The sequence below is a fragment of the Pseudomonas sp. PA-4-8C genome (genome assembly GCF_021606625.1).
GTDB classification, from domain to species: Bacteria; Pseudomonadota; Gammaproteobacteria; order Pseudomonadales; family Pseudomonadaceae; genus Aquipseudomonas; species Aquipseudomonas lactis.
This window is the reverse complement of record NZ_WKCD01000055.1, coordinates 1-24,801: the sequence shown is the minus strand read 5'-3', so window position 1 is coordinate 24,801 and position 24,801 is coordinate 1. Positions and strand designations below refer to the sequence as shown.

General features: G+C 59.1%; 25 protein-coding genes and 1 tRNA gene. 18 read left to right on the top strand and 8 right to left on the bottom strand.

Annotation, left to right across the window (positions count from 1 at the left end; translation table 11 throughout):
- The coding region (locus GIW04_RS11815) for a hypothetical protein (RefSeq protein ID WP_236478986.1) at positions 1-338 on the top strand (338 nt) is incomplete at its 5' end.
- A 258-nt stretch (positions 339-596) separates the two neighbouring features.
- Here the strand turns inward: GIW04_RS11815 and GIW04_RS11810 are convergent.
- The 6 genes from GIW04_RS11810 to GIW04_RS11785 form a co-directional block, all read right to left on the bottom strand.
- Positions 597-797, bottom strand: coding sequence for a hypothetical protein (locus GIW04_RS11810; RefSeq protein ID WP_120247791.1), 201 nt, complete (start codon positions 795-797; stop codon positions 597-599).
- Positions 798-1,699: 902 nt separating this feature from the next.
- The gene (locus tag GIW04_RS11805) at positions 1,700-2,350 is read right to left on the bottom strand and encodes a hypothetical protein (RefSeq protein ID WP_120247792.1); all 651 of its coding nucleotides are present in this window, start codon (positions 2,348-2,350) and stop codon (positions 1,700-1,702) included.
- A 617-nt stretch (positions 2,351-2,967) separates the two neighbouring features.
- A complete protein-coding gene (locus GIW04_RS11800) occupies positions 2,968-3,828 on the bottom strand; it encodes a hypothetical protein (protein WP_147412234.1) in 861 nt (286 codons plus the stop codon).
- A 549-nt stretch (positions 3,829-4,377) separates the two neighbouring features.
- Positions 4,378-4,989: a hypothetical protein gene (locus GIW04_RS11795; protein ID WP_120247794.1), complete on the bottom strand. Its 612-nt coding sequence runs from the start codon at positions 4,987-4,989 to the stop codon at positions 4,378-4,380.
- A 565-nt stretch (positions 4,990-5,554) separates the two neighbouring features.
- The gene (locus GIW04_RS11790) at positions 5,555-6,457 is read right to left on the bottom strand and encodes a hypothetical protein (protein ID WP_120247795.1); all 903 of its coding nucleotides are present in this window, start codon (positions 6,455-6,457) and stop codon (positions 5,555-5,557) included.
- Positions 6,458-6,676: 219 nt separating this feature from the next.
- Positions 6,677-6,753 (bottom strand) — tRNA-Arg (locus GIW04_RS11785).
- A 196-nt stretch (positions 6,754-6,949) separates the two neighbouring features.
- On the opposite strand from GIW04_RS11785, the gene GIW04_RS11780 reads away from it, so the two are divergent.
- The 11 genes from GIW04_RS11780 to GIW04_RS11730 all read left to right on the top strand — a co-directional run bounded on the left by GIW04_RS11780 (position 6,950) and on the right by GIW04_RS11730 (position 15,775).
- Entirely contained in the window at positions 6,950-7,666 is a 717-nt protein-coding gene (locus GIW04_RS11780; protein WP_034125442.1) for a Crp/Fnr family transcriptional regulator, read from the top strand.
- Between the two features lie 87 nt (positions 7,667-7,753).
- A complete protein-coding gene (locus tag GIW04_RS11775; protein ID WP_183043764.1) occupies positions 7,754-8,296 on the top strand; it encodes an RNA polymerase sigma factor in 543 nt (180 codons plus the stop codon).
- 103 nt (positions 8,297-8,399) lie between these two features.
- A complete protein-coding gene (locus tag GIW04_RS11770; RefSeq protein WP_003187543.1) occupies positions 8,400-8,627 on the top strand; it encodes a RebB family R body protein in 228 nt (75 codons plus the stop codon).
- Positions 8,628-8,645: 18 nt separating this feature from the next.
- Positions 8,646-9,218, top strand: a complete 573-nt coding sequence (locus tag GIW04_RS11765; protein ID WP_120247797.1) for a hypothetical protein — start codon at positions 8,646-8,648, stop codon at positions 9,216-9,218.
- Positions 9,219-9,300: 82 nt separating this feature from the next.
- On the top strand, positions 9,301-9,927 hold the full coding sequence (locus GIW04_RS11760; protein WP_014716414.1) for a hypothetical protein: 627 nt from the start codon (positions 9,301-9,303) through the stop codon (positions 9,925-9,927).
- Positions 9,928-9,967: 40 nt separating this feature from the next.
- Entirely contained in the window at positions 9,968-10,279 is a 312-nt protein-coding gene (locus tag GIW04_RS11755) for a hypothetical protein (protein WP_003187548.1), read from the top strand.
- A gap of 80 nt (positions 10,280-10,359) precedes the next feature.
- Positions 10,360-10,674 carry a RebB family R body protein gene (locus GIW04_RS11750; protein WP_005783676.1) on the top strand — a complete coding sequence of 105 codons (315 nt, stop codon included), beginning with the start codon at positions 10,360-10,362 and terminating at the stop codon, positions 10,672-10,674.
- A 50-nt stretch (positions 10,675-10,724) separates the two neighbouring features.
- Entirely contained in the window at positions 10,725-11,039 is a 315-nt protein-coding gene (locus GIW04_RS11745; RefSeq protein ID WP_003187551.1) for a RebB family R body protein, read from the top strand.
- Between the two features lie 419 nt (positions 11,040-11,458).
- On the top strand, positions 11,459-12,901 hold the full coding sequence (gabD, locus tag GIW04_RS11740) for an NADP-dependent succinate-semialdehyde dehydrogenase (RefSeq protein WP_003187552.1): 1,443 nt from the start codon (positions 11,459-11,461) through the stop codon (positions 12,899-12,901).
- A 179-nt stretch (positions 12,902-13,080) separates the two neighbouring features.
- Positions 13,081-14,358, top strand: coding sequence for a 4-aminobutyrate--2-oxoglutarate transaminase (gene gabT / locus GIW04_RS11735; protein ID WP_120247798.1), 1,278 nt, complete (start codon positions 13,081-13,083; stop codon positions 14,356-14,358).
- 214 nt (positions 14,359-14,572) lie between these two features.
- Complete coding sequence (locus GIW04_RS11730) at positions 14,573-15,775, top strand: HDOD domain-containing protein (protein WP_003187555.1); 1,203 nt, start codon at positions 14,573-14,575, stop codon at positions 15,773-15,775.
- 99 nt (positions 15,776-15,874) lie between these two features.
- Here the strand turns inward: GIW04_RS11730 and GIW04_RS11725 are convergent, their stop codons facing one another.
- The gene (locus GIW04_RS11725) at positions 15,875-16,876 is read right to left on the bottom strand and encodes a GGDEF domain-containing protein (RefSeq protein WP_034134599.1); all 1,002 of its coding nucleotides are present in this window, start codon (positions 16,874-16,876) and stop codon (positions 15,875-15,877) included.
- Positions 16,877-17,063: 187 nt separating this feature from the next.
- Complete coding sequence (gene desA / locus GIW04_RS11720) at positions 17,064-18,248, bottom strand: delta-9 fatty acid desaturase DesA (protein WP_003187559.1); 1,185 nt, start codon at positions 18,246-18,248, stop codon at positions 17,064-17,066.
- 166 nt (positions 18,249-18,414) lie between these two features.
- Here desA and dibA point away from each other — a divergent pair, with 166 nt between their 5' ends.
- From dibA to GIW04_RS11690, 6 genes are all read left to right on the top strand, one after another.
- Positions 18,415-20,331, top strand: a complete 1,917-nt coding sequence (gene dibA, locus GIW04_RS11715) for a phosphodiesterase DibA (protein ID WP_034134600.1) — start codon at positions 18,415-18,417, stop codon at positions 20,329-20,331.
- A 295-nt stretch (positions 20,332-20,626) separates the two neighbouring features.
- Positions 20,627-20,809 carry a sulfur starvation response protein OscA gene (oscA, locus tag GIW04_RS11710; RefSeq protein ID WP_003170956.1) on the top strand — a complete coding sequence of 61 codons (183 nt, stop codon included), beginning with the start codon at positions 20,627-20,629 and terminating at the stop codon, positions 20,807-20,809.
- A 64-nt stretch (positions 20,810-20,873) separates the two neighbouring features.
- On the top strand, positions 20,874-21,884 hold the full coding sequence (locus GIW04_RS11705; protein ID WP_003187562.1) for a sulfate ABC transporter substrate-binding protein: 1,011 nt from the start codon (positions 20,874-20,876) through the stop codon (positions 21,882-21,884).
- A 178-nt stretch (positions 21,885-22,062) separates the two neighbouring features.
- Positions 22,063-22,881 (top strand): sulfate ABC transporter permease subunit CysT, encoded by an 819-nt coding sequence (cysT, locus tag GIW04_RS11700; RefSeq protein WP_032894195.1) that lies wholly within the window; start codon positions 22,063-22,065, stop codon positions 22,879-22,881.
- Positions 22,882-22,894: 13 nt separating this feature from the next.
- Positions 22,895-23,767 carry a sulfate ABC transporter permease subunit CysW gene (gene cysW / locus GIW04_RS11695; protein WP_120247799.1) on the top strand — a complete coding sequence of 291 codons (873 nt, stop codon included), beginning with the start codon at positions 22,895-22,897 and terminating at the stop codon, positions 23,765-23,767.
- Between the two features lie 3 nt (positions 23,768-23,770).
- Positions 23,771-24,751 (top strand): sulfate/molybdate ABC transporter ATP-binding protein, encoded by a 981-nt coding sequence (locus tag GIW04_RS11690; RefSeq protein ID WP_056782568.1) that lies wholly within the window; start codon positions 23,771-23,773, stop codon positions 24,749-24,751.
- The last annotated feature ends 50 nt before the right edge of the window (positions 24,752-24,801 follow it).

Genomic DNA, 24,801 nt, shown 5'->3' with positions numbered 1-24,801 from the left:
GCTTAGATGGTGCTTCTGGGCATCGTTCGAAAAAGCCCCAGATTTCACGACGGGGGCTTTTTCATTTCATATTTGGTGCCCCGGCGCCGTTTGAACCTGCAGGTATAGCCCTCGTGTTTAAAGGGTTTTGTCTTCTTGTCGTTTCAAAGGGATACACCAGGGGATACACGGCGCTGTCTGCTGGGGCGTTTTTGGCCCGTTTCACGCTGGCTGAAAAGCCGTCGAGGTACGTTGTCCCGTCCCCGACGAACGGTAACGTCATCGCGATAACCCGCCATAAGTGCAAAGGTATGGTCGTCACCACCACTCCTTTGATGGATCAATCCAAAAGTGGCTGATTATCACGTTCCTCGCTTTTAAGGAGGCATCGCCATACTTTCGCGGCGATTGCGCTGGCGCCGTGTGGTGCTTCCCCCACACTGAGGCGTTCTTGCCATTCCCTCGCGGCAGCACCACCCCGGATCAGGGTAGTGGTAATTCATGGGGTAATTCTCGAAAGGGTGTTGTCCGGCGTTCTGCGTAACTAGCCTGGGCTCCCATTCCGGTATGGCAGGTACTGGAAAAACTACCGAGGTTCCGGCAGTTCACTTTCCCGCCTACCAGCTCATTTCCCTGATTACGCGCCTTGGATCAGTTCCCTGCGAAAGTGCGCGTCGGGCGTCCTTGGTGAGCTGATCGACGACTTGCTCCTCGAATGCTGCCGCCATTGCGTTGGCCTTCCTGACGATCAGCAGCGCCAGCTCCGGCGGAAACACCACCTTGTCGGAGGGTAGATAATCACAGTCGATAACGGACACGGTCCTATCCTCGGTGCGCGGTTGATGCTGGCGCCGGAACGAATCGGGGCCAGCGGATGAACTGCAGTTGTTACCAGCGGAACGCGAGCAGCTATCTGGAATTCGGGAAGTTGACCAAGCTGGCGAGCCGACCGGTTTCCGCTCCTGGGTAAACAACTCGTTCACCACCTGCTTCGACCTGCTGTCAGGCTGCTGGAAGCTACGGCAAATACTTGACGAGCATCAAGCACCAGCACGCCACCTTTAACGCTGGAAGCTGCGCATTGCTTGGGCTGTGGACAATTCCCCCATGGTCTGTCGGCAAAAATCCGTCTAGGGCCTGTCTAGTATTGCCTGGCGCGCTAGGCATTTTTCTGCCCCGGTATTTCACCACCCCATCGCGCCAGGATATTGATCGAGCATCCACCTTGACGGCCGCCTCTCGAATTTTAGACGGGGCGAATGCTGGTCAGGCAGCCCGAATGCTCGCAAAGCCTTGACCTGCGTGGCTTTCAGCGCTCCAACCGCTGATGGCGCCGGATAAATCCGTCAAGACCTGTCAAGAATTTCGTCAAGGCTCCGTCAAGGCTGGTCAAGGATTCTGGAGGCGTTTACCTGGTTCGATCCTGGGCCACTGGTCAAGCAAATGACCGTCGCGGCTCTCCCCGATTCTGGACGAGGTAGCTATCCGGTCGCCTACCAGATCTGCCGCCAGCCGGCGTACGCGTTGGTTCCTGGGCGGACTTGGATGATCCGCGGCCTCCGCACGGGGTAAGCCTCAGACGGCCACCCAGCGCGGGTTTCGTCTCATGCCTGTCTCACATTCCGTCAAAGTGTGGTCAAAGTGCCGCAGGCCTCCATGGTACAAACGCATGACCATGCTGTGGCTCCTATGGTCACTCAGAGTTATTTGGAAGATCCTATTACTCTGCTGTTGATTCTCGATTTTGCGGCGGAAGGAACGTTTCAGGATGGGCGCTCAGATACTGTTCAAAACGTTTTGCATTCTTGTATTCGTTGTATCCGGTGGCGAATAAAGCGCTACCGCAGGTAAACGTAAAGACGAGACAAAGCCCAATGAAAAATCCATAAGGCGGCCCCGCTTTCAACATGACTGCGATGCCCAGGATAGCTCCAACAGCCATGAAGATCATTGCTACGAGCATTCCGGCCCAAGCGCCAATTACGTCTGAGTGCCGGATTCTGATAAAAGGTGTGGGGTTCTCTGGAGTAATGACCAAGTATTTGGCTACTTGGCGGATCTGCTTCCTGTCCCAAAGCCCCAACTGGGCGAGCTTTAGCAACGCAGCTGCCTTTACGGAGCTGGCACGAATACCCGAAGCGATGTGAAACCCTTCAAGCTGGATTGCATCATCGAGATAAGTAGTAAATGGGCTCTCCACTACCAGATCACTGCGTAGTTCTTTCAAGCGCTTGTATCGCTTATGTACGAAGTGGCTATCGTAAAATTCCAGCGCCTTGACCAAGGCAGTGATCAGAATTACGACGACTCCTGCAAGTGCTGTAACGATCGCAGAACTGCTATTGGAAAAGCTTTGAATTTGCTCAAGCATAGTTGCCACTTTTTAGATAACGGAAACGATCATATTGCCTTCATCCCCGCTACCATTCTACTTCGATCAGGAATCTATCTGTATTGGCTATAGAGCAGTGGCGTTCTAAGAAAAAAAGCAGGCATTTGGCGGCCATGATTTTTGAAGGCCGGGGGCTTTGGAGAGGCGAGCCTGAGTGCGAACTCCCTGCTGGTTTCGAGAGCGTAGCACCGGCGCCGCGAATGCCCGGAATCACCTTTAAGTGGTATGCGTCTGCCGGCGGCAAGGTGTCCTGGCGATGTGATACGGGATTTCCCCGCATCTAGCACGTGAGCCCCCGCCAGCAGGGCCGCTGTGGATTCTCAGGCGGCCACGCTCGCCGAATCCGTCTCATGCCGGTCTCACATTCGCCAGCGATTCGGTAATGCCCAGGTAAAAGTAGGCGGGCCGAACGCGCCGTATCCGTCTGGGGTCTGTCAGGGGTATCAGCGGCCACGGTGCGCTTGTTTGACGGGCTGGGTGCGTAATAAGCCTCAGACGCCCACCCGGCGAGGGTTTGGTCTGATGGCTGTCTCGCATTCCGTCAAAGCGTAGTCAAAGTGGGGTGAGTCAAACAGTTCTAGTCACTAGGCGATCGGTCAAACGTCGCGAGGATAGAAATTGATCAAGAGCCGGTAATCAGGAAAAAGGGCAGCGTAAAACCCTTCCGTTAGAACTAGCTTGGCAATCACCTCCTCTGCGTTCGTATATCCAGCTTTTTTGAGCTCTGGCATAACATCGTCCGTAATCTCAACTAGTCGTCGCTCCAAGGCCTCGAGGCGGTCATGTTCGACGTCCATCTGGATAACGGAAAAAATATTGTGTCCTGATGCGGCCGTTCCACCGCCTATTGGGCCGTACGTAGTGCCATCCTTGGTTAGGAAAAAGGAGTTGGTGTGTTTTTTTCTTAGAGCGGCTCTCTGCGTATCAGTGAGCCTTTCCCCTCTCACACCGTGCATAACCCAGCGAGCGACTGACTCCGGCCAGTTACGATGGACTGTTTCGACGACTTCGCTCTCTGTCCAAGCTCCATGGCTGTAAACATCTACTGCATAGAAATGCTCGTCCGTGACTCTGGCAAAGAGCAGAGGGCCTGTGCGACGTGCAAAGCCATTTTGGATATCGGTGCCTAGGTGTAAGTGGTAGACCCCCCAATCATTCAGCATTGGGTCTGTGTCTTCTGGGTTATTAATCAACTTGCTCAGGTGAGGGGTTAGATCTCCCCCATCTTTCACTTTTTGCTGTATTAGGTCCCAGCCAGCCTGGTGTTCTGCGGGGCACTCGAAGGTATCCGATACAAGTTGCGTCCTAGGCTTCGCGGATATGCGTCTTTGTGCTGCGTTGAAGTAATGAACCGGGAAGTCTGTAGTAAATCCTGTCGTGTCCATCCCCCATTCCTTGCTCATGATCTCCTTGAGCGTGTCGTGCCAGTCTGCCTTGAAGTCCATGATCAATTTCATTAGGGCGCCCTCCGATTTGCGCATCTTGATCTTACGCGTCCATAGGCGTTTGTGAAGAGTCTGCAACCTCGCCGCGCCACCTCCTTGGGATTGTTCGGCAACTGATCGGGTTGCCAGTGGAAACCACTGCAAAACCCTGGAAACCACAGTGGAAACCAGCGCATAGCAATCGCTAGGATTGGTAACTTTCCGTGTTAACCAGGGTGGTAACCACTGGCTGGGTTCGCACCACGTTCGCGTAATAGGGTGCGAACCAGAAGTGCGAACCTCAGTGCGAACCTGCTACCGGTACGCGCCCGAATGAGTACCAACCGTGCGTACTGAGCTGCGTACTTGCTGTGCGCAATTTGCGCAATTACTGCGCATTCCGGTGGCGAGCCGTCGCTGGCGCTGGGGAGCCTTCATGCCGGCCTGGGCATCACGCCGCCCCAGTGCGTGAATATGCTGCGTGAAGGGTGCGTGAAACCTTGGCGGGTGAGAGCTTCGCGCATTGACCAGGTGCGCGACGGGCGTGCGCGAAGTACTGCGCGAAATCGCGGAGACCTGCGCCTATTGAATACCGCACTGACGTAATGCGACCTCCAGCGATTGGTCTAGTACATATTCCCCGGTCGTAGACGCTGCTTGATTCAGTCCAACAGTGCGATAGATAAGCGTCTTGCCGGATCGCATCTCTTTGAGAATTGACTGAGCTTTCTCACCTGTTGACGCGGTAAACGGCGACATGGACCGTGCTGTAGCCTCCATCGCAGTCTTGTAGGCATTTTCCACTATTTGTTGCTGCTGGGGATCTTTCGGTGCGTAGGCTTGCATAGCTTTAAGCTGGCCCTCGGGCACATAGTCCAGCGGGGTTTCGCTGGTGCTGATCGTCCATGCCTTATTCTGATCGACTCTGAGCTGGACGTCGCCGACCGGGATCAGGAAGCGGCCTCCGCTTTTTACGCCCACTCTTAAGTCGCCATTTACCACCTCAATGTATGGGTAGTATTGATTGCTGACGGTGTATATCCCGCCCCTTGTGTAGTAGCTGCCCACCGTGACCGCGCAGCTGGATTTATCAGTGAATTTGTCAGTGTTGTGGACAGTCACCCATTCGACAGCAGGGCCGGTAGCACAGCCAGACGTCAGTAGGGCTAGCAATAAGACAGGGGCGAGCTTCACATTCACATTCCTTGTATTGGGTTGATCTTGTCAGGTGGCCGGCAATATAGCAGGCGGGACTGCTATACCGCGTGGCTCGGCCAGCATTTGGCTCCCCCCATGGGGTGTTTCTCCGAGAGGAATTGGACGAGCAGTTGGCCTGCCAGTAGTGGTCACTGATGGTGGTTACCGCGCTTGGTCACCACCCTGGCTCCGGCGTAGATCATCGCCAAACCGTGGATACCAAAGTGGATACCGCACGACATTATCCGCGCCGGCGACTTAACAAAACTTAACCTTTTTTCAGGACAAGAACTTGTCAAAACTTGACATCAAGCGCGCACCAGAACCTGACAAAACCTGACATTAGATCGAGTGCGGGGCCTGGCATGATGTTGACAAATGTTGACATCCCGGCGGCCTATAGCCGATGGCAAGGCTCGCGGACTGTTAGCAAAAGTTAGTCCCTGGGGAGGTAGGCCAACCCGTCACCCTGTTAACAATTATCAAGGTTGGCGGGAGGCGGGCGACTCCGTGACGGATGGTAACCGGGCAGGGTGGTTACTTTTGGTGGTTACCAGAGTGGTTACCGGGTCACGAGCTTTCGGGGCGGAACAAGATTATCCGCAGGTACGTAGGTGACCAGTAACGTCGCCACGTTACTTTTTTTGCTCCCCAAAATGCCTATTGAGAGCAGGTTCTTTTCCTCAATATCAGACCAGCTTACATACTCTTTAATATCAAGCTCTGGCTTGCCCACTTGCTTTGATACGTAGCTGACAACCTGTTTTATTTTAGAGAATTCAAAGTCAACCATTGAGCTGTAATGACGCCCCTGGTAATAGCAGTGCGTGATTTTTGTTGGCTTCACGCCAAGATCTAGGGGGGCCGGGTGAGCTTCGATATAGCAGCGGTCGTCACCTTCGCCGAAACCGTTATCAACAAGTCCTGAGGTCGGGTTGTAGGGCTCCGCCCAGCGCTGCCCGCCTACGCCAGCAAACAGGCCGTCCACAGATGGTGTCTCGCCTTCCCATGTCAGTCCGCTTACATCAAACTTGAACTGGCTTTTCCCCTGCTTGTAGATGGGAACTTCGACGATTAGTTTGCTGGCGAGCTTTGCAGTCGCGACGAATTGATTCGGGTTCTGTACGTACAAAATGGTATTGGAATCTTTTCCAGGTGCTGCTTTCAGTTCCAAAACTTTACCGTCATCAAACTTCATGCTTACCTCACATAATGGCGGCAAGCATGAAAATTGCGCATTTTCTAGATCAAAAATAAATGCATTTCCGCTGGCTGACCGGACGCTGGTAATCACAAGTTTGGCCTGACTAGCCTGAGGGCTTATTGTTTTCTCAGACCTGATCGTAGCGGAGATTGCCTTTTCCCCGCGCATCTCGTCGACGTGTTCCGAGTATTTCCAGTCGGCGTATGACGATACTGGAGAAAGGGACAAAAGAACCGCCAAAGCTTTTCCCATTGCGCGCATTCGACACTCCTTCAAAAAGGGGACAGATTTATTTTCAACCCGTCGTGAAGCCGCGTAAGGAGGGAATCACCTCGTCGGCCGATGAGACGTTTCTGGTGCTGCACAAGCGCTTTCCGAACTAGGTTTTATCAGCGCGTTTTGAGGTGTTGCATAAGCACTAAATCACCACCCAAAAAAAAGCCCCAGATCTCCCGACCTGAGGCTTTTTCATTTCACATCTGGTGCACCCGGCGGGATTCGAACCCACGACCCCTGCCTTCGGAGGGCAGTACTCTATCCAGCTGAGCTACGGATGCTTGTGCGGGCGACATCATACCCATGTCGACCTGATGCGTCCATTCCGGCATTCTCCCCGCCCCCTGTCGTCCATTTCCGACAAAAAATGGCTATTCGCCACCCTCATTCACAACTCCCCGCGCCGCACGTCCCTTTGTTTGCTTTGCTCTTGTGGCTTTAACCCCGCTTCCACGCCGCAATTCCTCAGGTGAACGCATGCATTCCAAAGGAACCGTGATGCTCGATCTCCCGCTCAGACAAACCCTGCTGGCTCGCTCCGATTTGTTTCGAGGTATGCCGGAGCATCTCTTGCGCTACGTCGCCACCCATATGGTGGAGCGCACGCTGGATGATCGTGAGCTGTTGTATTTCAAGGATGACACCCTCGAATTCATTGCGTTGGTAGTGGAGGGCCGGATTTATTCGGTGGTGCATGGGCCGGATGGGCGCGAGCAGATTATCGGCAGTACCGGGGCCGGGCAGGTGGTGGGGGAGACTGCGTTGATCAAGGATCATGGGCGCGAGTCTTCCACTTTTGCCAGCGGGCCCACGCGGTTGTTGCAGTTGGGTAGCCGGCATTTCGGCGTGCTGTTTGAGGAACCGGCGTTCCTGCGGCGTTTGTTGATGCTGATGATGCTGCGTTTACTGCATGCCATCGAGTTGCTGGAGTTGGTGTGCCTGCATCGGCTGGAGTCGCGGTTGGCGCGGTTTCTGTTGGCGAACCTGGGTGAGATTGACCTGGCGTTGGCTTTGCCCAGTGTGTCGTTGCCCGCAAGCCAGGGGGTGTTGGCGTCGATGCTGAATACCAGCCGCCCCAAGCTGAATGTGCAGCTGCAAGTGTGGCGGCGCAGTGGGGTGATCAGCGGCGATCTGGAGCGCATGGTGATCAACGATGTCGAGCATTTACGGCGCAAGGCTTTTGCGCTGAATTAGTTGTGGCGGTGTTCCCCAGGTAACAGCGTACCCCCGTCGAGCCCTCGCAGACTGGCCCTTCATCAAGGATGCACAGGAGTGCTGGCGATGGGGATGACTGTTCAGTTCAAGGATCAATGGGCCGCGGATGACCGTTTGTTCGAAGCGAGTTGGCGCGCCGTGCAGGGTGAGCTCAGGCGCCGGGCGTTGCGGCGGGCCAAGGGCAATCTGGATCAGGGCCAGGAGTGGTTGGCGGCGACGGCGATCAAGGCCCTGTTGTTTTTTCGGCGCTCGCCCGAGCGCATTCGTGACCCCGAGGGGTTTCTGTTTCTGGTGCTCGATCATGTGTTTCTCGACAGCGTGCGGCGCAGCAAGCGCGAGGGGCGGTTGTTTGATGATTCGGTGGACCTTGAGCACGATCACCTGGCCGCGCTCGCCGCGCCCTGCGCTTCGGTGCTGGAGCGGGTGGAATGTTATGAGCGCCTGGAGCAGCTCGAGGCGCACGTCGCACAGTTACCGCTGTTGCAGCAGCGCTTGTTCGAGATGCGTTTTGTCGACGACCTGCCTTACCCGCAAATCGCCGCCGAGTTGCACGTGAAGCTGCCGCTGGTGCGCAAGCGTGTGCAACTGCTGCGCGATGCGTTGCGCTGAAGGTGATTCACACATGTTGGCGTGGGGCGTTCTAGTGGTATGAGCGCAGCACGCCGCCGCTATCCACACCCAAACCTGGGTGAATGCCATCAAGGAGAGATGTATGACAGAGGTCAACAGCCAGATCACCGACGCGGTCACTCAAACCAACGTCAAGGTGGTGGCCGAGGCGCCAGCCCAGGCCATCGCGTCGCTGTACCAGGTGGCCAGCAGCGCGGCGGGCCTGTCGTTGCAGAATGCGGTCAACAGCCAGCAGGCGATGAATCAGATTTCCAACGCGGTGATCTCCAAGGCCGTGGCGCTGATCATGCAGATTGGCGAGAAGGGCTGAGCCCTCGGGAGATCGATTATGTCGTGGTTCAGCAGAAAGAAACCCGCCGCCTCCCAAGCAACGCCCGCCGCCGACCCACCTGCGACGACGCCCGCCGCCCCGGCTTCGCGCTCGATCATGGCGCGCATGAACGAGCACCTGCTCAATCAGGTGAGCGCGCCGTCATCCGACAGCACGGCGGCGCTCAATAGCCAGATTGTGCAGGCGGTGCAGTTCACCAATTCGCAGAACTTTGCCTATGCACCGGCGCAGATCGCGGTGCCGGCCGACATGATGATCAGCCAGGCGGCCGGGCTGGTGGCGCAAGCGGCGGCGGGGTACTTCGACGGGGTCAGCAAGATCGCGTTGGCGGCCCAGGCCGTGCTGCTTCAGCAAATGACCGAGAACATCGTCAAGGACAACCTGCCAGCCGCTGCCGAAGACGCCCTGGGCGCCTTGGCCACCGACCTGCTGGTAGGCGCCGCTGCCGCCGTGGCTGCCGCTGCCGGGGCGATGGAAGCCGAAGCCGCCAGCGTGGCCATCGACAAGATCGACCAGAGCATCGCCAAGTACGCGAGCACCCTGGCCAACCGGGCCGCACCAGCGGCTTGAACCGAGCACAACGCTCCAGCGTTCTGTTGGGGCGGTGCAACAGCAACTTGAAAGCAACTTTTCTTGAGTGAGGAGCGACATCATGCAGCCTGGAGATATTATTTTTTCTGTCAAACAAGATGATGACAGCGCAACGCGGGCGTTTATCAAAGCCGGTCAGCTGGTCAAGGCGAAGGTGTTCTCGCAGGACACGACGTACCTGAATGTGGTTCACCCGGCGATTGCGGTGAGCGACACCCTGGTGATCGAAAGTGTCGGCAGCGGCCTGGCCCTGACCGACCTGAGCCTGGAAAAGCCGCCGCGCTCGGCGATGGTGTTTTCCTGCGTGGATACCGAGCTGGGCGAGGCGGCGACGGTGGCTGCCAAGCAGTTCTATTTCGACAAGATCGGCGGTGATATCCGGGGCCGTTACAGCGTGTGGAACGCGATGATCTCAGCCTTTCGGCGCTGGACTTCCGATACCAGCCTGGTGACGCGGATCAACGAGTCCATCGACATCGGCAGCGGGTCCTTTTGTTCGCAGTTCGCGGCCAACTGCTATGAAGTCGGCAACCTCTACAACGAGGCCAACCTGCTACCGCCTCCGCCTGCCATTTTTCCCAACCAGCCCAGCGCCATAACGCCTGCGGAGTTGGCGACCTTCTGTGATTCTTCGCCACACTTCTACTTTGCAGGTTTCTGGCAGGACAACGTTGAGGTGCGGCTTTAGCGGGCGTGTCGCCGCCAAGGCAGCCCCTAAGGAGGTCGCTATGCAACCCTCGGTCCTGTCCACCGACGACCGCCAGCGGCTCGAAGCGATGCTGCGCAACCCGCAGATTTTCGCCGGAACGCCCCAGGCCATCGTCGACGAAACCCTCAAGCGCGCTACCGAAGTGCTTGCGCAATCGAAGGCCAACGAACAAGCGCTCAAGACCGCTGCCCAGCAACGTGAAGCGGCCCTGCGCCAGGTGTTGGACGGCGCAGCTCCCGACCAGGACGCGCAACGCAAGGAAGTACAGGCACTGATCCAAGGGTTGATCGCCCAGATTGAAGCGGCGCTGGGCCCCACTGCAAAACCTTGACCCCGCGTTTCACAGCGCCTGTTTCGCAACGTTCATTGATGAACACGGAATGCACCGTGTACTAAATAAGGAAATTGATCATGGCATTTGTTAACGAGCAAATTACCGACGCGGTCACCCAGACCAACGTCAAAGTGGTGGCCGAATCGCCTGCGATGGCGATGAGCACTATTTATCAATCCATGGCGCAGGCCACGGCGATTCTGTTCCAGAACGCGGTGTCGGCCCAGCAGCAGCAAAACACCCTGGCCCAGGCGGCCACCAACCAGGGCGTGATGCAGATCTACAGCGTCGATACCACCGCAGGTGCGGCGGCCACCGAGAAAGTCGCCCAAGGCGGCGTGTCGGATAACCTCACCAGCCTGTTGACCGTGCTCAAGTCGTTCCAGCCTTAAGCACTGAGCAATAACGGATGTTGTTCTTTCTCAACCCAGGAGTTTCAACCATGAGTACAGTCAGCCCGCAAATCACCGATGCCGTCACCCAGACCAACGTCAAGGTGGTTGCCGAATCACCCGCGATGGCCATGAGCACTATTTACCAATCCATGGGCCAGGCCACGGCGATCCTGTTCCAGAACTCGGTCTCGGCCCAACAGCAACAAAACACCCTGGCTCAGGCGGCCACCAACCAGGGCGTGATGCAGATCTACAGTGTCGACACCACCGCTGGCGCCGCCGCCACCGAAAAAGTCGCCCAGGGCGGCGTGGCCGACAACTTGACCAGCCTGCTGGCCGTGCTCAAGTCGTTCCAACCTTAAGCTGCAAGGCCCCCAACAGCCCCGGCGCCCACAAGGCTCCGGGGCTGTTGCCGTGTGTGCGTTTGATCCGAAAGATGAGCCCGATGCGCCATAATCGTTCTTTTTTTCGAACAGACTATTGCCCTGTACCCCCATTGATCCTAGGATTCGTTTGAGATTTCAAACGCTCTGTCTCCCGTGCGCTTTTCACCTATCCTGGCGTGCTGGACTGATTTCCCTGACGGCAGCCCAGGTTGATGTCGTGTAGGAGCGAGCTTGCTCGCGAAAATCGTTAACGATGACGTCGCGCTTCTGGTTTTACGCGGCGCCTTTGAATTTTTCGCCAGCAAGCTCGCTCCTACAAAGACATCGCCCACAAGGCGCCTTTCAACAACTCTAATTCGCTCCGCGCGCGCGCGGTGCTGTTAAGGAAAGCCGACATGCAGCTTAAAGACACCCAGTTGTTCCGCCAGCAAGCCTTTATCGATGGCGCTTGGGTCGATGCGGACAATGGTCAAACCATCAAGGTCAACAACCCAGCCACGGGCGAGATTCTCGGCACCGTGCCGAAGATGGGCGCCGCGGAAACCCGCCGTGCCATCGAAGCCGCCGACAAGGCCCTGCCAGCCTGGCGTGCACTCACCGCCAAGGAGCGCGCCAACAAGCTGCGCCGTTGGTTTGAGCTGCTGATCGAAAACCAGGACGACCTCGGCCGCCTGATGACCCTCGAACAAGGCAAGCCGCTGGCCGAAGCCAAGGGCGAAATCGTCTACGCCGCCTCCTTCATCGAGTGGTTCGCCGAAGAAGCCAAGCGCATCTACGGTGACGTGATCCCCGGCCACCAGCCCGACAAGCGCCTGATCGTGATCAAGCAGCCTATCGGCGTGACCGCAGCCATCACCCCGTGGAACTTCCCCGCCGCGATGATCACCCGCAAAGCCGGCCCGGCCCTGGCCGCCGGTTGCACCATGGTGATCAAGCCAGCCTCGCAAACCCCGTTCTCGGCCCTGGCCCTGGTTGAGCTGGCGCACCGCGCCGGTATCCCCAAAGGCGTGCTCAGTGTGGTCACCGGCAGTGCTGGCGACATCGGCGGCGAGCTGACCAGCAACCCGATCGTGCGTAAATTGTCCTTCACCGGCTCGACCGAAATCGGTCGCCAGCTGATGGCCGAATGCGCCAAGGACATCAAGAAAGTCTCCCTGGAGCTGGGCGGTAACGCACCGTTCATCGTGTTCGACGACGCCGACCTGGATAAGGCCGTCGAAGGCGCGATCATCTCCAAGTACCGCAACAACGGCCAGACCTGCGTCTGCGCCAACCGCCTGTACATCCAGGATTCGGTGTACGACGCCTTCGCTGAGAAGCTCAAGGTGGCGGTGACCAAACTGAAGATCGGCAACGGCCTGGAAGACGGCACCACCACCGGCCCGCTGATCGACGAAAAAGCCGTGGCCAAGGTGCAGGAACATATCGCTGATGCCCTGAGCAAAGGCGCCAAGCTGTTGGCCGGTGGCAAGGTAATGGAAGGCAACTTCTTCGAACCGACCATCCTGGTCGACGTGCCGAAAAACGCCGCCGTGGCCAAGGAAGAAACCTTCGGCCCGCTGGCGCCGCTGTTCCGCTTCAAAGACGAAGCCGAAGTGATCGCCATGTCCAACGACACCGAGTTCGGCCTGGCTTCCTACTTCTACGCCCGCGACCTGGGCCGGGTGTTCCGTGTGGCCGAGGCCCTGGAATACGGTATGGTCGGCGTCAACACCGGGTTGATCTCCAACGAAGTGGCGCCGTTCGGCGGCATCAAGGCCTCGGGCCTGGGCCGTGAAGGCTCCAAGTACGGGATCGAGGACTACCTGGAAATCAAATACCTCTGCCTGGGCATCTGACCAGCAAGAGCACGCAGTAAACGCAGAGGGCACGAGAGCGCTGTCCCTTTGCGTGTTTCACATGGTTATTCGCAGTGGCCGGGAAAGCTGTGGCAGTCGATCATCGCATGCTGCCGTAGTTGCCTCCCCGCCACCTATCCTTGAGCCACGCCGCCCGATGAGCGGCGAATGAGGACTTTATGAGCAAGACCAACGCATCCCTGATGAAACGCCGCGAAGCCGCTGTACCGCGTGGTGTTGGCCAGATTCACCCAATCTTCGCCGACTGCGCGAAGAACGCCACCGTGACCGACGTTGAAGGTCGCGAGTTCATCGACTTCGCCGGTGGTATCGCCGTGCTGAACACCGGCCACGTGCACCCCAAAATCATCGCGGCCGTGACCGAGCAACTCAACAAGCTGACCCACACCTGCTTCCAAGTATTGGCCTACGAGCCTTACGTAGAAGTGTGCGAAAAAGTCGCCGCCAAAGTGCCAGGTGATTTCGCCAAGAAAACCCTGCTGGTTACCACTGGTTCCGAAGCGGTAGAAAACGCCGTGAAAATCGCCCGCGCCGCCACGGGCCGTGCAGGCGTGATCGCCTTCACCGGTGCTTACCACGGCCGCACTATGATGACCCTGGGCCTCACCGGTAAGGTGGTGCCTTACTCGGCCGGCATGGGCCTGATGCCGGGCGGCGTGTTCCGTGCGCTGTACCCCAACGAACTGCATGGTGTGAGCGTCGACGACTCCATCGCCAGCATCGAGCGTATCTTCAAAAACGATGCCGAGCCGCGTGATATCGCCGCCATCATCATCGAACCGGTGCAGGGCGAAGGCGGTTTCTACGTCGCGCCGAAAGCTTTCATGAAGCGCCTGCGCGAACTGTGCGACAAGCACGGCATCCTGCTGATCGCCGACGAAGTGCAAACCGGTGCCGGCCGTACCGGTACCTTCTTCGCCATGGAACAGATGGGCGTCGCCGCCGACCTGACCACCTTCGCCAAATCCATCGCGGGCGGCTTCCCGCTGGCCGGTGTGTGCGGCAAGGCCGAATACATGGACGCCATCGCCCCAGGCGGCCTGGGCGGCACCTATGCCGGTAGCCCGATCGCCTGCGCCGCGGCCCTGGCCGTGATGGAAGTGTTCGAAGAAGAGCACCTGCTGGACCGCTGCAAAGCCGTGGGCGAGCGCCTGGTGACCGGCCTCAAGGCCATCCAGGCCAAGTACCCGGTAATTGGCGAAGTGCGGGCCCTGGGCGCGATGATCGCGGTGGAGCTGTTCGAAGACGGCGACACCCACAAGCCAAACGCTGCCGCCGTTGCTTCTGTGGTGGCCAAGGCGCGTGACAAGGGCCTGATCCTGCTGTCCTGCGGTACCTACGGCAACGTATTGCGCGTACTGGTGCCCCTGACCTCGCCGGACGAGCAGTTGGACAAGGGCCTGGCGATCATCGAAGAGTGCTTCTCCGAACTCTGACACGCCCCTGTAGGAGCGAGCTTGCTCGCGAAAAACCCCCAGGCACCGCGCTTCAAAGGCTGCCCGCGTTTTCGTTGACGACCTTCGCGAGCAAGCTCGCTCCTACAAAAAGAAAAAGCAAAAAAACCGCTTCGGCGGTTTTTTTGTGCCTGCTTCATTGTACGCACGCGCCTGCATTGTCTAAGGTGCAAGCATTGCCGATGGAGCGTGCTGGATGACTGCTGTTGATTTACCCGCTGTACCCCGAGTGTTAATCGCCGAAGCAGACCCTTGGTCGCGGGACCTGCTCAAGCAAGTGCTGTTGAATGTGCGCTGTGACGCACGGCTGGATGTGTGCGCCGACGGGCAGCACGCCGCCACGCTGTTGGGTGAAAAAACCTATGACCTGATCCTCGCGGATTGGGAGCTGCCGGGCGTGGATGGCCTGAGCCTGCTGCGCAGCGTGCGCCAGAAGCGTCGTTCGCTGCCGTTTATCTTGCTGAGCAGTCGCAACGACAGCGCCAGCGTACGCGAAGCCTTGCCCCTGGCGCCCACCGCCTACCTCACCCGCCCACTGAACATGGAAAGCCTGACCCAGCGCCTGCAAGACCTGCTGCTCAACGAAGGCGAAAGCGTGTACTGCGAGATCCCACCGCTGGCGCCGGGCATGACCTTGCCAGCCTTTCTGGAGCGGCGCCGCGAGGTCTGCGATGGGGCGCCGTTGCGCGTGGATGTGAAAGCCGCCGTGCAACACAGCCTCGGCCCCGAAGGCCTGGACCTCAAGCAGTTGGAGGACCAGGTGCACAGCGACCCGCAAATCACCGCCGTACTGATCGCCGCCGCCAACAGCGCCGGCTACCACGGCACGCCGGTGCAGACCCTGCCAGAAGCCCTGCACAAGTTGGTGCCCGGCCAGAGCATGAACCTCATCCTTGGCCTGGCGCTCAAGCACAACGTAGTGTTGGGTGACCCTGGGCTGGTGGCCTACGCCGAGCGGCACTGGCAATTGTCCCAAGACAGCGCCGACTACGCCCGGCGCCTGGCGCGCATGCTGGAGCTTGATCACGAGCGCTGCTACAGCGCCTGCATCCTGCACCGCTTGGGCGACCTGGCCTTGTTGCGCTGCCTGGAAGACTGGCGCCAGGGTGGCGGCGCCCTGGATGACCAAACCATCGGCGAATCCCTCGACGCCTTTGGTGCCGCCTACGGTTCGGCATTGCGCACACGTTGGCGCTTGCCGCTGGAGTTGCGGCAGTTGATCGCGGGGATCTATTCACTTGAAGGCGGGGTGTATTCGCGCGAAGCCCTGGTGGTGAACCTAGCGGTGCAAATGGCGCGGCTGACCGAGCACGAAGGGCTCGAAGAACTGGCGGGCAGCAAGACCGCACGGCTGCTCAAGGTAGGCTTGCCAGAACTGACCCGCGTGCGCAAAACCTGAAACACACACCGATCAATTGTGGGAGCTGGCTTGCCTGCGATAGCGGTGGGTCAGTTAAGCCGCCATCGCAGGCAAGCCAGCTCCCACAGTTGGTCGGTGTTAACCGGCTATAACGCGGTTCTTGCCTTGGCGCTTGGCCTCATACATCGCCGCATCTGCCCGAGCAAACAGGCCGTCGAGGGTGGAGTCATCTTCACGCAGGCCGGCCAGGCCCTGGCTGACGGTCACATTGAATTCATGCCCCTCGTAACTGAACACCAACGCCTGGATTTCCTTGCCCAACCGTTCGGCCACCTGCAGGGCCATCTCCGGTGGGCAACCCGGCAGCACAGCAGCAAATTCTTCGCCGCCAACGCGCCCGAACAGGTCGCCACGGCGCAATACCCCGCGACCGCTCTCCGCGATACGCCGCAGCACCTGGTCGCCCTCCAGGTGGCCGTAGGTGTCGTTGATGTCTTTGAAATCATCGATGTCCAGCAACAGGAACGCCAGCGGCGTGCCCTGCGCGCAGGCATTGTCGAAGGCTTGGTTGGCGAGTTCGAAGAAGTGTCGGCGGTTGCTGCTTTGGGTCAGTACATCGGTGGTGGCGAGGCGATGCAGTTCCAGCTCAAGTTGCTTCTTTTCGGTGATGTCTTCGGCGATGCCGACCACGATCAGCGCTTCACCGGGCACCACCTGCTGGTTGATGTAGCACTTGTCGCTCAACCAGCGGATCTGCCCGTCAGCGGTGATGATGCGGTACTCGCGGTCCTCCACGGCACCTTGTTCCAGCACGCGGGCCAGGCTGTGTTCGGCGTAGTCGAGGTCTTCGGGGTGGACGCTGTTGCGCCATTCACGGTGGTCGGCCAGCAGCAGGCCGGCAGAGCGGCCAAACAGGCGCTCGTAGGCCGGGCTCACATACAGCACGCGGCGTGTTTCCCAATCAATGGCCCAAAGCACGGCGTTCACGCTGACCAGCAGTGAGCTGAGCAGTTGCTCACGCTCACTCAGCCGCTCGACTTCACCTTGAGCATGCATAAGCGCCAACAGGGTCGCCGCCGCGGCCGGGCGCGGCGGCTCTGCGGTGGGCACATCGGGCAGGCTGGGCTTTTCGTGAACCATCGGTACAACTCTCTCTGGGCGCGCCGCAGGTGCAAAGGCGGTCACTACAAGGGGTCACCATGATGGCGAAGTGTTCTTTGAGAGAGGGGAATTGCGGTGAAGTTCCGTGAACAGCGTGGATTGACGGTGCCCGGAAAATGGCGCCAAAAAGCCAGTGCGTGGGAGGGCGAGCCCTCCCACGGCGCCCTTACGCCGCTGTAGGACGCAACGAGTAAGTCTTCAACTGGTGGGCAAAATCGCGCAGGGATTGGATGCCGCTGGCCTCGGCTTCATGCACCCATTCCTTGATCGCGGCCAGCATATCGTGGCCGTTGGAACTGGTCTTGAGCCAGATCTGCTGCAGCGCCAGGCGCTTTTCGTAGATCACGGTCAGGGCATGGCTGTGTTCCAGCATGCTCTGGATGCGCAGGTGGTGGCGGTCTTCCAGCAAGCTGGTTTCCCGCGACAACAGGCGCTTGGCGCGATGGAACTGGTGGCGCACTGAATGATCGACCTTCTCAAGCTCCTGCTTGACCAGCGGGCCAATTACCAACTTGCGGTATTGGGCCATGATCTGGAAGCGGTTGTTGAGGATCGCCATGGCAGTGTCCATGTCCAGGCTGCCCTTGCCTTCCACGCGGTGGGCGATGGGCGCTACACGCTGCACCTTGGCCAGGCGCAGGAAGCTGAACACTTTGATCCAGGCCCAACCCAGGTCGAACTCCCACTTCTTCACCGACAGCTTGGCCGAGTTGGGGTAGGTGTGGTGGTTGTTGTGCAGCTCTTCGCCGCCGACGATGATGCCCCACGGCACCAGGTTGGTGGCGGCGTCACGGCATTCGAAGTTGCGATAGCCCACGGCATGCCCCAGGCCATTGATCACGCCGGCGGCCCAGAACGGGATCCACATCATCTGGATCGCCCAGATGGTGATACCGATGGTGCCGAACAGCAGCAGGTCGATCACGCCCATAAGCGCCACGCCCAGCAGCGGGTAGCGCGTGTAGAGATTGCGTTCGATCCAGTCGTCCGGGCAGTTCTTGCCGTAGATGCGCAGCGTCTCGGGGTTTTCCGCCTCGGCGCGGTACAGCTCGGCACCTTTGCGCAGCACGGTGGACAAGCCCTTGATCACCGGGCTGTGCGGGTCATCGACGGTTTCGCACTTGGCGTGGTGCTTGCGGTGGATGGCGGTCCACTCGCGGGTGTTCTGCGCCGTGGTCAGCCACAGCCAGAAGCGGAAGAAGTGTTTCAGGCCGGCATTGAGCTCGAGCGAGCGATGGGCCGAATAACGGTGCAGATAGACAGTGACCCCAATAATGGTCACGTGGGTCATCAACAGCGTGACTGCCACCAGTTGCCAGGCGGACAGATCAAGAAAACCGTTGTACCACATAGGCTGTATGGCCCTCAGATAAAGAAAAAAACAGCACCCGCATTATCACTTCCTTTGCAGATAAAACCAGTCACTGTTTCAGATAAGACTTACAAAGTGTTTCCTCCTCTATAATCCTGATCCTTTGTAGGGCGATTCTGGTTATTTAGTAAGGATTACTAAACATATGCTGTTTTCATACCGAGGTGCCCTACGTGCGGGGTTGGTATACCTGCTGGTTTCTATCGTTTGGCTCCAGCTCAGCAATTACCTATTAATCAACTTTATCGATGAACCCATGGAGCTGGGGCACTGGCTGCAGGCGCGTGGATACGTGGGGGTCAGCCTCAGCGCGTTGCTCATTTACTGGATAGGCCGGCGTTTTGCCCGCGCCCACGCGTTGCAACAACCCCTGAAAGAGAATCGCGAGCGCCTGCGCCAGGCCGCTGCGGTGTTCGATTGCACCCGCGAAGGGGTGCTGGTCACCGATACCCAGGGGCTGATCGTGCACGTCAACCGCGCGTTCATGGAAATCACCGGCTACCAGCGCGACGACGTGATGGGCCAACGGCCAAGCCTGTTCAAGTCCGGGCGCCACTCGGCGCATTTCTACCAGCAAATGTTCCAGGCCCTGGAAAGCACCGGCGAATGGAGCGGCGAAATCTGGAACCGACGTAAAAGCGGCGAGGTTTACCCCCAGTGGCAAACCATCCGCGTGATTCATGATGACCAGGGCAAGGTCAGCCACTACGTCGCGGTGTTTTCGGACATCAGCGCCATGAAGAACTCCGAGCACGAATTGGCGCACCTGGCCCATCACGACCCGCTCACCGACCTGCCCAACCGCCTGTTGTTTACCGATCGCGCCGAGCAGGCCCTGGCCTCTGCGCAGGTACATAAGCGTGGCTGCGCCTTGCTGCTGATGGACCTGGACCACTTCAAGATCATCAACGACAGCCTGGGCCATAATGTCGGCGATCAGTTGCTCAAGCTGGTGGCCGAACGTCTGAGCGGCCTGTTTGGGCCGGGGGTTACCCTGGCACGCCTGGGGGGCGACGAATTTGCCGTGCTGGCAGAAAGCTGCCCGCAGGTGGTGCAAGCGGCGGCCTTGGCGCAGCGCATGCTCAACGCCATGAAGGATCCGTTCATTTTTGACGGCAACCAGCTGTTTATCAGCGCCAGTATCGGTATCAGCCTGTTCCCCAGTGACGCCCTCAGCGCCGAGCAATTGCTGCGCAACGCCGATTCCGCCTTGTTCAAGGCCAAGAGCGCCGGGCGCGAAGGCTACGCGTTGTATACCGAAGAGCTGACCGCCCACGCCCAGCATCGGGTGGAAATCGCCGGCGAGCTGCGTCGCGCCCTCGACCAACATGAGCTGCGCGTGTATTACCAGCCGGTGCACGACCTGCACGACAGCCGTTTGGTCGGCGTCGAAGCACTGGTGCGCTGGCAGCACCCGGAACGCGGCCTGGTTCCGCCGGGCGAGTTCATCCCCATCGCCGAGCGCACTGGGCTGATTGCCGACATCGATGCGTGGGTGATGGACCAGGCCTGCCGCCAGATGTGCCAGTGGCTGGCCGACGGCGCGCCGCTGAGCTTTATCGCCATCAATGTCTCCAGCCGCCTGTTTGCCCGGCGCGAGCTGTATGAGCAAGTCGCCCAAGTGCTGCACACCACTGGGCTGGATCCGGCCTTTCTGGAGCTGGAAGTCACCGAGAGCGCCGTGATGGACGACCCGGAAGTCGCGCTGGAGCAACTGCACCGCCTGCGCGAACTGGGCCTGCGCCTGGCCATCGACGACTTTGGCACCGGCTATTCCTCGTTGCTGCGCCTCAAACGCCTGCCGGTGCAGAAGCTCAAGATCGACCAGGGCTTTGTGGCGGGCTTGCCGTGGGACGAAGACGACGCGGCGATTGTGCGCGTGGTGATCGCCCTGGCCAAAAGCATGGGCATGCAGGTACACGCCGAAGGGATCGAGCAGGTGGAACAGGCGCGGTTCCTGCTGGACCAGGAATGCGACATGGGCCAAGGGTATTGGTTTGGGCGGCCCATGCCGGCCCAGGAGATTGATTGGACGCGGGCCCCTCTGATCCGCCAAGACTGACTCGGTCAATGTGGGAGCCGGGCTTGCCCGCGAAGGCGGTGTGTCAGTCGCTGCATGTGTTACTGCACCACCGCTTTCGCAGGCAAGCCAGCTCCCACAGGGGGCTGCGGCGCCTGTGCGTGGGAGTTTTTTCTGTGGAAACCCTCGCAACCCCATGCCCTATCAGAAAATTCTTTCTGGTTATATAAACATTCTTAAATAGTATTTTTAAGAATATCCGCGCTTATCTACTATCGCCCTCACGCCGCAAGCAGTGCCGCCACTGCCAGGCACTTCTCATTTCAGGAGCGAGACCATGAGCGCATCTCTACGTAGCGTTGACGGCCAGGACGAAGCAGCCATTTTGCGTGAAATCCAGAGCGCCCTGCGCGACCTGCGGTTTGGCGCGGTGGAAATCACCGTACACAACGCCCAAGTGGTACAGATCGAACGCAAGGAAAAATTCCGTCTGCAGAACCCCGGTAACAAACCGAGCTGAGCTAGAACGGCGATAGACCCGCAATTACAAGAAAAGCCAACACTCAAGAATTTCAGGAGCTTCTATGTCGTCGATTCGCCGTTATGCCTTGGCCGCATTGGCCAGTGCCGTGTTTGCCGGTTCCGCCGTTGCCAAGGACTACGAGTTGCTCAACGTCTCGTACGACCCCACCCGTGAGCTGTACCAGGATTACAACGCTGAATTCACCAGCTTCTGGAAACAGTCCCACCCCGGCGACAACGTCAAGATCCAGCAGTCCCACGGTGGCTCTGGCAAACAAGGCCGGGCGGTGATCGATGGCCTGCGCGCCGACGTCGTCACCCTGGCCCTGGCCGGTGACATCGACGAAATCGCCAAGCTGGGCAAGACCCTGCCGGAGAACTGGCAGACCCGCCTGCCGGACGCCAGCACGCCCTACACCTCCACCATTGTGTTCCTGGTGCGCAAGGGCAACCCCAAGGGCATCAAGGACTGGGGCGACCTGATCAAGAAAGACGTGTCGGTGATCACGCCCAACCCGAAAACCTCCGGCGGTGCACGCTGGAACTTCCTCGCCGCCTGGGCCTACGGCCTCAAGGCCGGCGGCAGTGAAGCCAAGGCCCAGGAATACGTCAAAGAGCTGTTCAAGCACGTCCCGATACTGGACACCGGCGCGCGCGGTTCTACCATTACCTTCGTCAACAATGGCCAGGGTGATGTGCTGCTGGCGTGGGAAAACGAGGCGTTCCTGGCCTTGAAGGAAGACGGCGGCGCCGACAAGTTCGACATCGTCGTGCCGTCCCTGTCGATCCTGGCGGAACCGCCGGTGGCTGTGGTCGACAAGAACGCCGAGAAAAAGGGCAACACCGAGATCGCCACCGCGTACCTCAACCACCTGTACAGCCCGGCGGGCCAGGAGATTGCGGCGAAGAATTTCTACCGTCCACGGGATGAAAAAGTCGCCGCCAAATACGCCCAGCAGTTCCCGAAACTGGACCTGGTGACTATCGACAAAGACTTCGGCGGCTGGAAAACTGCCCAACCGAAATTCTTCAATGACGGTGGCGTGTTCGACCAGATCTACACGGCGCAATAACTACACCGATCACTGTAGGAGCGAGCTTGCTCGCGAAAAACTTCAAGGCACCGCGTGCAAACAGACTGCCCGCGTTATCGTTGACGATCTTCGCGAGCAAGCTCGCTCCTACAGGGGTCAGGAGTGCCCGCATTCATTTGCGGGTTTTGCATATCCGTTCCGCTAACCAAGGACTCTTATGTCGCGTCGTATCTCCCCCGTCATACCCGGCTTCGGGCTGACGCTGGGCTACACCGTGGTGTACCTCAGCCTGATCGTACTCATCCCCCTGGCGGCGATGTTTGTACACGCCGCTCAACTCACCTGGGATCAGTTCTGGAATATCATTTCCGCACCTCGGGTACTGGCGGCCTTGAAGCTGAGCTTCAGCACCGCGCTGTACGCCGCGCTGATCAACGGTGTGATCGGCACGCTGCTGGCCTGGGTGCTGGTGCGCTACACCTTCCCCGGGCGCAAGGTCATTGATGCGATGATCGACCTGCCGTTCGCCTTGCCCACTGCCGTCGCCGGTATCGCGCTCACGGCGTTGTACGCGCCCAACGGCCTGGTTGGCCAGTTTGCCACAGACCTGGGTTTCAAGATCGCCTACACCCCCCTGGGTATCACCCTGGCGCTGACCTTCGTCACGTTGCCCTTCGTAGTGCGCACGGTGCAGCCGGTGCTGGCCGATATCCCCCGGGAAATCGAAGAGGCCGCCGCCTGCCTCGGCGCCAAGCCGTTGCAGGTGTTCCGCTACATCCTCGTGCCGGCATTGTTGCCCGCCTGGCTGACCGGCTTCGCCCTGGCGTTTGCCCGAGGCGTGGGTGAGTACGGTTCGGTGATCTTCATCGCTGGCAACATGCCGATGAAAACCGAAATCCTGCCATTGCTGATCATGGTCAAGCTCGACCAATACGACTACCGCGGCGCCACCTCCATTGGTGTGCTGATGCTGGTGGTGTCCTTTGTCTTGCTGCTGCTGATCAACCTGTTGCAGCGGCGCATCGAACGTCCATAAGGAGGCGCGGAACATGTCCCAATCGTCTATTTCCGCCGCGTCCTCGGCCAACGCCGCCCGGCGTGGCAGCGCGACCTCGCGACGTATCCTGATCGGCCTTGGCTGGCTGGTATTTGTGCTGTTCCTGCTGCTGCCGTTGCTGGTGGTGGTGTCCCAGGGCTTGAAGAACGGCCTCGGCACGTTCTTCACCGCAATCCTTGAACCGGACGCGCTGTCGGCGCTGAAACTCACGGTGATCGCCGTGCTGATTTCGGTGCCGCTCAACCTGGTATTCGGCGTCAGCGCCGCCTGGTGCGTGAGCAAGTACACGTTCCGTGGCAAGAGCATCCTGGTCACGCTGATCGACCTGCCGTTCTCGGTCTCGCCGGTGATCGCAGGCCTGGTGTACGTGTTGATGTTCGGCGCCCAGGGCTTCTTCGGGCCGTGGTTGCAAGACCATGACATCCAGATCGTGTTCGCCCTGCCGGGCATCGTGCTGGCGACCATCTTCGTCACCGTGCCGTTCGTGGCCCGTGAGCTGATCCCGCTGATGCAGGAGCAGGGCACCCAGGAAGAAGAAGCCGCACGCCTGCTGGGCGCCAATGGCTGGCAGATGTTCTGGCATGTCACCGTGCCGAACATCAAGTGGGGCCTGATCTACGGCGTGGTGCTGTGTACGGCGCGGGCCATGGGGGAGTTCGGCGCGGTGTCGGTGGTGTCCGGCCACATTCGCGGCGTCACCAACACCCTGCCGCTGCATGTCGAGATTCTTTACAACGAATACAACCACGTTGCCGCGTTTGCGGTGGCCAGCCTGTTGCTGATCCTGGCGCTCTTCATCCTGCTGCTCAAGCAGTGGAGCGAGAACCGAATCAACCGCCTGCGCAACAGCGCGGGTGAGGAATAAGTCATGTCGATCGAAGTCCGTAATGTCAGCAAGAACTTCAACGCTTTCAAGGCCCTGGACAGCATCAACCTGGATATCCAGAGTGGCGAGCTGGTGGCGTTGCTGGGCCCGTCCGGCTGTGGCAAGACTACGTTGCTGCGCATCATTGCCGGCCTGGAAACCCCGGATGCCGGCAGCATTGTGTTCCATGGCGAAGACGTTTCCGGCCACGATGTGCGTGATCGCAACGTTGGGTTTGTGTTCCAGCACTACGCGCTGTTTCGCCACATGACCGTGTTCGACAACGTCGCTTTCGGCCTGCGCATGAAGCCGAAAAACCAACGCCCCAGCGAAAGCCAGATCGCGAGCAAGGTTCATGAGCTGCTGAACATGGTGCAGCTTGATTGGTTGTCGGACCGTTATCCGGAGCAACTCTCCGGTGGCCAGCGCCAGCGTATCGCCCTGGCCCGCGCCCTGGCGGTGGAGCCCAAGGTATTGCTGCTGGACGAACCCTTCGGCGCCCTTGATGCCAAGGTGCGTAAAGAACTGCGCCGCTGGCTGGCGCGCCTGCACGAAGACATCAACCTGACCTCGGTCTTCGTGACCCACGACCAGGAAGAGGCCATGGAAGTTGCCGACCGTATCGTGGTGATGAACAAGGGTGTGATCGAGCAGATCGGTTCACCGGGCGACGTCTACGAAAACCCGGCCAGCGACTTTGTTTATCACTTCCTGGGGGACTCCAACCGCCTGCATTTGGGCGAAGACAAGCACCTGCTGTTCCGTCCCCACGAAGTGTCGTTGTCACGCCATGAACTGGAAGATCACCATGCGGCGCAAGTGCGGGATATTCGGCCGTTGGGCGCGACTACTCGCGTGACCTTGAAGGTCGAAGGCCAAAGCGAGTTGATCGAGGCCGAAGTGGTGAAAGACCATGACAGCCTCACCGGGTTGGCGCGGGGCGAGACCCTGTTCTTCAAACCCAAGGTCTGGCAAAAAGCCTAATAACACTGCAAAACCCTTGTGGGAGCCGGGCTTGCCCGCGATGGCGGTGT